We start from the raw sequence: 8,118 nt of genomic DNA on the forward strand, positions 1-8,118 counted from the left end.
GCAGCATGGCGGTGTGACAGCAGCAACGCATTCCACCCTCTTCCCGCGGGTACCGGAGTCGCCCGACGCGGTGCTCGAAGGGCTCGACCCCGAGCAGCGCGAGGTGGCCACCGCCCTGCACGGTCCGGTGTGCGTGCTGGCCGGGGCGGGCACGGGCAAGACCCGGGCGATCACCCACCGCATCGCCTACGGGGTGCGCGCCGGCATCCTGCAGCCGTCCAGCGTGCTCGCGGTCACCTTCACCAACCGCGCCGCCGGAGAGATGCGCGGGCGGCTGCGCCAGCTCGGCGCCCAGGGCGTCCAGGCCCGCACCTTCCACTCCGCAGCCCTGCGCCAGCTCCAGTACTTCTGGCCGAAAGCGATCGGTGGCTCCATGCCCCGGCTGGTGGACCGCAAGATCCAGCTGGTGGCCGACGCCGCCGCGTCCCTGGGCACCCGCCTGGACCGCAACGAGCTGCGGGACGTGACCTCGGAGATCGAATGGTGCAAGGTCACCCAGACCGTCCCCGCCGACTATCCGTACGCGGCTGCGAAGGCCGGCCGCGAGTCCCCCCGCGACCCGGCCGAGATCTCCCACCTCTACGCCGCCTACGAGGACCTCAAGCGCGACCGCGCGGTGATCGACTTCGAGGACGTCCTGCTGCTGACCGTCGCCGTCCTCCAGGACCGGCACGACATCGCCGAACAGGTCCGCGCGCAGTACCAGCACTTCGTCGTGGACGAGTACCAGGACGTCAGCCCTCTCCAGCAGCGGCTGCTGGACCTGTGGCTCGGCGACCGGGACGACCTGTGCGTGGTCGGCGACGCCAGTCAGACGATCTATTCGTTCACGGGAGCAACCCCCGACCATCTGCTCGACTTCCGTGTCCGGCACCCCGGGGCCACCGTCGTGAAGCTGGTCCGGGACTACCGCTCGACCCCCCAGGTGGTGCGCCTCGCCAACGGCCTGCTCGCCCAGGCGAAGGGCCGCGCCGCCGGGCACCGGCTGGAACTCGTCTCCCAGCGCCCCCCGGGCCCCGATCCCGTCTACACCGAGTACACCGACGAGCCCGCCGAGGCCGAGGGCGCCGCCCGGCGCATCCGCGAGCTGATCGACGCCGGCGTCCCCGCCGCCGAGATCGCCGTGCTGTTCCGCACGAACTCCCAGTCCGAGACCTACGAACAGGCGCTCGCCGACGCCGGGGTCCCCTACCAGCTGCGCGGAGCCGAACGCTTCTTCGACCGGCCCGAGGTCCGCAAGGCCGGCGTCGCCCTGCGCGGCGCGGCCCGCTTCGGCGGCAACGACTCCCTGCTGGACGACGCCGTGGACCTGCCCTCGCAGGTGCGGGCGGTGCTGTCCGGAGAGGGCGGCTGGACCACCGAGCCGCCGGCCGGCTCCGGCGCCGTCCGGGAGCGCTGGGAATCCCTGGCCGCCCTGGTCGGTCTGGCCCACGACCTCGCCGCCGCCCGGCCCACGGCCACCCTCGCCGACTTCGTGGCCGAACTGGACGAGCGGGCGAACGCCCAGCACGCCCCGACCGTCCAGGGCGTCACCCTCGCCTCCCTGCACGCCGCCAAGGGCCTGGAGTGGGACGTCGTCTTCCTGGTCGGAGTCGCCGAGGGCATGATGCCCATCACCTACGCCCGCACGGACGAGCAGATCGAGGAGGAGCGCCGGCTGCTCTACGTCGGCGTCACCCGCGCGCGGGAACGCCTCCATGTCTCCTGGGCCCTGTCCCGCTCGCCCGGCGGACGCCCGGGCCGCAGACCGAGCCGTTTCCTGGACGGCCTGCGGCCCGGCACCACCCCCACCGTCGGACACACCGGCTCCGGCACGGGCGGCGGAGTCGAACGCGGCTTCACCGCGGGTGCCGTCGCCGCCCCCCGGCGCACCCAGCGCACCCCCGCCCGCTGCCGGGTCTGCGGCCGCACGCTTACCGACGCGGGCGAGATGAAGCTGATGCGCTGCGCCGACTGCCCCTCCGACATGGACGAAGGGCTCTACGAGCGGCTGCGCGAGTGGCGGGCGGTCCAGGCCGAGCGCAGCGGCCAGCCGGACTTCTGCGTCTTCACGGATCGCACGCTCATGGCCATCGCGGAAGCGTGCCCGGAGACCTCCGCCGAACTCGCCCGCATCCCTGGTGTCCTCAGCCGCAAGCTGCGCAGCTACGGCGCCGATGTTCTGGCCATCTGCGCAGGTCAAGAGCCTGGTGAAGCCGACGGGGACGACTGATGGGAACTCGTCGGAAAAATAGTTTGCGCATGCCCCGGCAATCCCCATAGGTTCTAGGCACGGAAGCAGCGGCCTTCTCGAAGGCCCCGGTTCCGTGTTGTACTTGCATATCCGAGCGGACTGGTTCACTCCAGTCCCTGAGACGCCGAGAGGAGGCGAGTCCAGTGATCAGCATCAACTTCAGCACCATCAGCGCGGCCAAACTGACCGATCGCTCGACCGTCTCCACGTGCATGCTCGGCGCCTCGAACCAGGGCACCGGTCTGTCCGGCATCTCCGCCGTGCGTCCGGCGTCCTCCCCTGCCCTCGCGGGTCTTCCCATCCGTGAGCGCGATGAGCGACCGAGCAAGGCACTGGAAGCGGTAGAGGCACAGGCGCACGCCTATGCCTTTGCGGCGGCCGGTGCCGGATTCCGGAAGCAGACGACGCAGCACCACCACCTGATGTGGGCCTTCCGTGGGCCAGAACCCTGGAGTGATCCAGCCTGATCGCCGATCAGGCCGGCGCCTTCAGGGCCGCGGAACCCCATCCGGGATCCGCGGCCCTTCTGTTTGTCCCGAACGGGACGGCGGAGCGAAGGGGCCTCGGGACAAGAAAAGAACCCGGTACCCAGCCGACACCCGGTCAACCGGCCGGACCGAACAGACGAGGAAGACCAATCGTGCAACTCGAAGCGCACGCCCCGTCCGTACCGCCTTCGCAAACGATCCCCCCGCCCGGCCTCACGGAGGACTCCACCTTGACCCCCCTCACCGCGCTCACCGCGCTCGACGACGCCATCGAGAACCTCGGCGTAGCCGTCCCCTGCCGCTCCTACGACCCGGAGGTCTTCTTCGCCGAGTCGCCCGCGGACGTGGAGTACGCCAAGTCCCTGTGCCGCACCTGCCCGCTGATGGAGGCGTGCCTCGCCGGGGCCAAGGAGCGGCGCGAGCCCTGGGGCGTCTGGGGTGGCGAGCTGTTCGTCCAGGGTGTCGTCGTCGCCCGGAAGCGGCCGCGTGGCCGCCCGCGTAAGAACCCGGTCACCGCATGAACACCGCAGGAACGATCGACCGCCCCCTCACGCACGACCCCAAGAAGCAGGCCCCGATGAAGCCGTCCACCAGCGAGCCCGCCGGCTCCGCGACCCCAGACTCCACCATTACCGGCGCGACCGAAGCGCGCCAGAACAGGAACCGTGAGATGCAACTCATGCAAGAAGCCCTGGCCCGTGCGCATATGCACGACCGGCTTCATGACGCCGCACGGGAACGCCGGGCCATGCGCCTGGCGGTCGCCCAGCGGATGCAGCGCCGAGCCGAGCGCGCCTCGCTGCGCGCGCGCCGCGCGCTCGCCATGGCCGTCATGCAGTGATGAACACCTGAGCAGCGGTGGCCTCCCGGACCCGGGAGGCGAAGCTCCCCGCGGGGGCCGGTCCGGCCGAACGGACCGGCCCCCGCGGCGCGTTGCGCCCCGACGGCAAGCCCCGTTCCCGACCCCCGGGGCGCGCCGGATCACGCCCCCGCCGCGGGCTCCTCCTCGTCCGGGCCGGCCCCGGCCGCGTCGGTCACGAAGCCCGGCAGCCATTCCTCCAGCTCGTCCCGCAGCCGCACCGTGGCACCCAGCTGGCACAGGACCCCGATGGTGCTGAGGGTCACCCGGTGTATCAGCAGATAGGCCGGGGGCAGATTGAGCCGCTTGCCTAGCTGGTAGGCGGGGGAGCGGGGGTCGCCGATGCGGGCGGCCTGGCTGCGCATCCAGGAACGAGTGAAGGTGAACGCGTCCACCCGGGCCGGTTCGATGATCGGCAGCAGATAGTCCAGGACCGCGTCCGGGTCCAGCTCGATGGTCTCCTTCACGAACCCCTCCGCGCAGAGCAGTTCGTAGACCGTCTCCGCCTCCCCGTCCAGGGTCATCCGCAGGGAGACGCCGATCGGGGTCGGCAGGCCGCCGGGGAGCCGGTCGACCGTACCGAAGTCCAGGACGCCGAGGCGCCAGTCGTCCTCCCCGCCCGGACCGCCGGGCAGCAGCCGGAAGTTGCCCGGATGCGGATCGGCGTGCAGCAGACCGGTGCGCGCCGGGCCCGAGAAGAGGAAGCGGGCCAGGAGCTGACCGGCCCGGTCGCGCTGCTCCTCGGTGCCGTCCGCGATGATCTCCGACAACGGGATGCCGTCGATCCACTCGGTCACCAGGACCTGCTCGCACTGGTGCACCACCGCCGGGACGACCACGTCCGGATCGCCGGCGAACTCCTCCGCGTGCGCGGCCTGCGCCGCGGCCTCCAGGCCGTAGTCCAGCTCCTCGGAGACCCGGTCCCGCAGCTCCGCGATCAGCGGCTTGATGTCCATGCCCGGGATGAGCGGACCCAATAGCCGGGCGAAGCGGCTCAGTTGACCGAGATCGGAAAGGAGCGCCTCACCGGCGCCCGGGTACTGCACCTTGACCGCCACCTCGCGGCCGTCGTGCCACACCGCACGGTGCACCTGGCCGATCGAGGCCGCGGCGGCCGGCTTGTCCTCGAACTCCTCGAACAGCTCCCGCCAGTCCGCTCCCAGCCGCTCCCGGAGCACCGCGTGCACCGTGCGGGTCGGCATGGGCGGGGCCGCCTCCTGGAGCTTGGTCAGGGCCGCCCGGTAGGGGCCGGCGACCTCCTCCGGCAGCGCCGACTCGAAGACGGACAGGGCCTGCCCGAACTTCATGGCGCCGCCCTTCAGCTCGCCGAGCACCTTGAACAGCTGCTCCGCCGTGCGCTGTTGCAGCTCGCGGCCGACCAGCTCCGCGGACTCGCCCACGATCCGCTTGCCCAGCCCCCAGGTCGCCCGGCCGGCGAAGCCGAGCGGGAGCGCGGCGAGCTTGGCGGTACGGGTGACCGCCTTCCGGGGAAGATCAGACATGCGCCCTCCAGGTCCCAGTCGGCCGTGCCGCGCCTGCTTGGCGTTGTCGCTCCGTCGACGGCCGTTGCACCGCCATTGTCTCGCGCTGCTCGCCGTCGGTTGAGGACCGCTCCCGTTTACTTCTCCTCGCCGCCCCGCAGCCGCACTCCGGATGCGGCCGGACCGGGTGGGCGCGCCAGTCAAGGGCGGGCAGACAGACCTCCCAGCGGGTGCCCGCGCCGGCCGGTGACCGCCCGTCGAGGAAGGCCAGGGCATGGGCCGCGGCGAGACCGGCCACCGTCGTGGCCAGGGCCAGATCGCAGGCCCCGACCCGGCGGGCCCGGCCGGAACGCCACTGGGTGACCAGCCGGGGCCAGGCCGGGTCCCGGTCCCGGCGGTCCAGGTCCAGACAGCCGGCACAGCCCGACTCGCCGGGCAGGACCAGCGGCCCGACGACGCCCGTGCCCTCCACCACACCGGCGTAAAGATGGGGCGTGCCGGAGGCCAGGAGCGGTTCGGCGGCGCCCGGGTCCGGGGCGTGCACGGCGATGTCCTCCCGGGGCGCGAGGATCACCAGGGAGAAGCCCGGGTCCCCGGCACCCGACCCCGGGCGGTGGGCATGGCGCGGCGGGCGGTCCGGTGCGGCACGGCGGACGGCGGCCCGCGCCGCCGCGTCCCGGCGGTCGCCGAGCGACTCGGCGGTCAGCCCGCCCGGCGCCAGGTCCCACGGCTCCACGCGGCCCACGTCGTGCACGTCCACCTCGCCCACGCCGGCGCCCGCCAGCACCGTTGCCAGCAGGGTGCCGACCCGGCCCGCGCCCCGCACCCGCACCCGTAGCGCGCGCCGGGCGGCGAGCCGGGCCGGTGCGCCGCCCGGCTCGGGTGTCACGAGGGACAGCGAGGCCAGGTCGGGACGCAGCCGGTCGAGGACGTCCGTCTTCGCCCGCAGCGCGTCCGCGGCCGGGCCGCCGCCACGGGCGTCGTCGACGAGACCCGCCCGGGCCAGCCGGGCCACCAGGGTGTCGACCCGGGCGGCCGGCACGCCCGCCCGGCGGCCCTCCGCGCGCAGCGAGGCCAGTCCGCGGGTGCCGTCGAGCAGCTTCAGCAAGCCCTCCGTCGCCGGGTCCACCGGGCCCAGCGTCACCGCGTGCGCCGGGGTCATCCCGAACTGCACGGTGCCGCGGTCGCGCCAGCCGCGCCGCAGCGCGGGCTTCACCATCGGATGCATGCCAGACCCCCGTACCCATCGAAAAGACCCAGACCCGTAGAGAAGGTCCATAGCGGAAAAGAACGGACAAGAATGGAAGGGAAGCGCAGATCACGCCTTCGCCGTCGGAACCAGCCGAACCGCCGACGCCTGCCAGCATGCCCGGAACGGCCGCCGGGCGTCGAAAGTTATCCACAGGTGGACGGGTTTGTCGTATGAATCAAGGGGCGTGCCATCAGGCGACAGCGGGCTGAACATGGGCAAACCGGATCGGCGGAGCGATCGTACGAATCAAACACATGGTGGGGGATCGGCGGCGAACCCTCCCGGAGCCGGGACTTTGCCCTCGGCCACCGGGTAACGTCGGGGCGTGCCCGCCGACCCCCTGTACCGCGCCGGTGAACCACAGCGCAGCACGACGAGCCAGCCGCCCGGCGGCTCGGGGGCGAGCGCGATCGAGGTCCGCAGGAGCGCCCGGCGCCGTCGCACGGTCTCCGCGTACCGCGAGGGCGATCGCACCGTCGTACTGATCCCCGCCCGGATGTCCAAGACGGAGGAGCAGCGCTGGGTGACCGTCATGCTCGACAAACTCGCCGCCCAGGAGAGCAGGAAGACGCTGGGCGACGCCGAGCTGGCCGAGCGCGCCGAGCGGCTGTCGGCCCAGTACTTCGACGGCCGGGCCCGGCCCGCCTCCGTGCGCTGGGTCACCAACCAGAACACCCGCTGGGGTTCGTGCACCCCCGCCGAGGGCAGCATCCGGCTCTCGCACCGCCTCCAGGGGATGCCGGAGTACGTCGTGGACTACGTGCTCTGCCACGAGCTGGCGCATCTGCTGGTCCCCGGGCACGGCCCCGACTTCTGGCGGCTGCTGGAGGCCTATCCGCGGACCGAGCGGGCCCGCGGCTACCTCGAAGGGGTCGTCGCCGCCGCACGGCTGCCGCATGTGCCGGGGGCGCGCGGCGAGCGGGACGCCTGACGCCCTGTCCGCCCACGTTCCTGCCGGGTCCGCGGCCGGGTGCGATTGTGTACCGGCTCTGTAGCGACCAGGAACCGGCTCTGTACCGACCAGGACCCTTCGGCGCCGCTGTCGGTCCTTGCCGTTAGCCTGACGCGACGCACTCACATTCGGGATGGGGGACGGTCGTAACGCATGGCCAGGGAATTCCAACGCGGCCACAAGGCCAGGATCAGTGACCTCACGCTGGGCACGGATCTGTACGTAGGCGTGCAGATCTCGGCTCCCGGTCTGACCTTCGACATCAGCTGCTTCGGCCTGGACGCCGACGAACGACTCTCGGACGACCGGTACTTCATCTTCTTCAACCAGCCGAAGTCGCCCGAGGAGTCGATCCAGCTGCTGGGCGCGCAGGCGGGCGACACCGAGTCCTTCCGGGTCACGCTCGACCGGATCCCCTCCCAGGTCCGCAAGCTGTCCTTCACGGCGACCGTCGACGGCGCCGGCCAGATGTCGCAGATAGGCCCCGGCTACCTGCGCATCGTGGCGGGCGGCGAGGAGGTCGCGCGGTACTCCTTCGACGGCTCGGAGTTCTCCACCGAGCGGGCCGTGATGCTCGGTGACTTCTACTTCAAGGACGGATGGCGGTTCGCCGCGGTCGGACAGGGCTTCGACGGCGGCCTGGAGGCGCTGCTGAAGAACTTCGGCGGCGAGGTGCTGGAGGAGGAGGCCCCCGCCGCCCCGCAGCAGCCGCAGCCCGGTGCCGCCCCCGGTTTCGCCCCGCCCGCCGGGGCCGCACCGCCCGCGTTCGCCGCCCCGGCCGCCGCACCGCCAGCCGCCCCGCCCGCGTTCGCCGCACCGCCCGCCCCGGACAGCACACCGGCCGCGGCACCCG

General features: G+C 72.6%; 8 protein-coding genes. 6 read left to right on the forward strand and 2 right to left on the reverse strand.

What is annotated here, in order from left to right; translation table 11 throughout:
• Positions 1 to 13 precede the first annotated feature (13 nt).
• From ABD350_RS28940 to ABD350_RS28955, 4 genes are all read left to right on the forward strand, one after another.
• Complete coding sequence (locus ABD350_RS28940) at positions 14 to 2,212, forward strand: ATP-dependent DNA helicase UvrD2 (RefSeq protein WP_344351611.1); 2,199 nt, start codon at positions 14 to 16, stop codon at positions 2,210 to 2,212.
• Between the two features lie 164 nt (positions 2,213 to 2,376).
• Positions 2,377 to 2,700, forward strand: coding sequence for a hypothetical protein (locus tag ABD350_RS28945; RefSeq protein WP_344351612.1), 324 nt, complete (start codon positions 2,377 to 2,379; stop codon positions 2,698 to 2,700).
• Between the two features lie 173 nt (positions 2,701 to 2,873).
• The gene (locus tag ABD350_RS28950; RefSeq protein ID WP_344351614.1) at positions 2,874 to 3,242 is read left to right on the forward strand and encodes a WhiB family transcriptional regulator; all 369 of its coding nucleotides are present in this window, start codon (positions 2,874 to 2,876) and stop codon (positions 3,240 to 3,242) included.
• Positions 3,239 to 3,562, forward strand: coding sequence for a hypothetical protein (locus ABD350_RS28955; protein WP_344351615.1), 324 nt, complete (start codon positions 3,239 to 3,241; stop codon positions 3,560 to 3,562). Before ABD350_RS28950 ends, ABD350_RS28955 begins: the two co-directional genes overlap by 4 nt.
• A 140-nt stretch (positions 3,563 to 3,702) precedes the next feature.
• On the opposite strand, the gene ABD350_RS28960 is transcribed toward ABD350_RS28955, so the two are convergent.
• A complete protein-coding gene (locus ABD350_RS28960; RefSeq protein WP_344351616.1) occupies positions 3,703 to 5,082 on the reverse strand; it encodes an ABC1 kinase family protein in 1,380 nt (459 codons plus the stop codon).
• A complete protein-coding gene (locus ABD350_RS28965; RefSeq protein WP_344351618.1) occupies positions 5,075 to 6,289 on the reverse strand; it encodes a TOMM precursor leader peptide-binding protein in 1,215 nt (404 codons plus the stop codon). The genes ABD350_RS28960 and ABD350_RS28965 overlap by 8 nt, the downstream gene beginning before the upstream one ends.
• A 349-nt stretch (positions 6,290 to 6,638) precedes the next feature.
• Here ABD350_RS28965 and ABD350_RS28970 point away from each other — a divergent pair, with 349 nt between their 5' ends.
• Both ABD350_RS28970 and ABD350_RS28975 read left to right on the forward strand, forming a co-directional pair.
• On the forward strand, positions 6,639 to 7,244 hold the full coding sequence (locus ABD350_RS28970) for a M48 metallopeptidase family protein (RefSeq protein ID WP_344351620.1): 606 nt from the start codon (positions 6,639 to 6,641) through the stop codon (positions 7,242 to 7,244).
• 174 nt (positions 7,245 to 7,418) lie between these two features.
• On the forward strand, positions 7,419 to 8,118 hold a 700-nt coding region (locus tag ABD350_RS28975; protein WP_344351622.1), incomplete at its 3' end, for a TerD family protein.

It is taken from the genome of Streptomyces nogalater (genome assembly GCF_039532885.1).
GTDB lineage: Bacteria > Actinomycetota > Actinomycetes > Streptomycetales > Streptomycetaceae > Streptomyces > Streptomyces nogalater.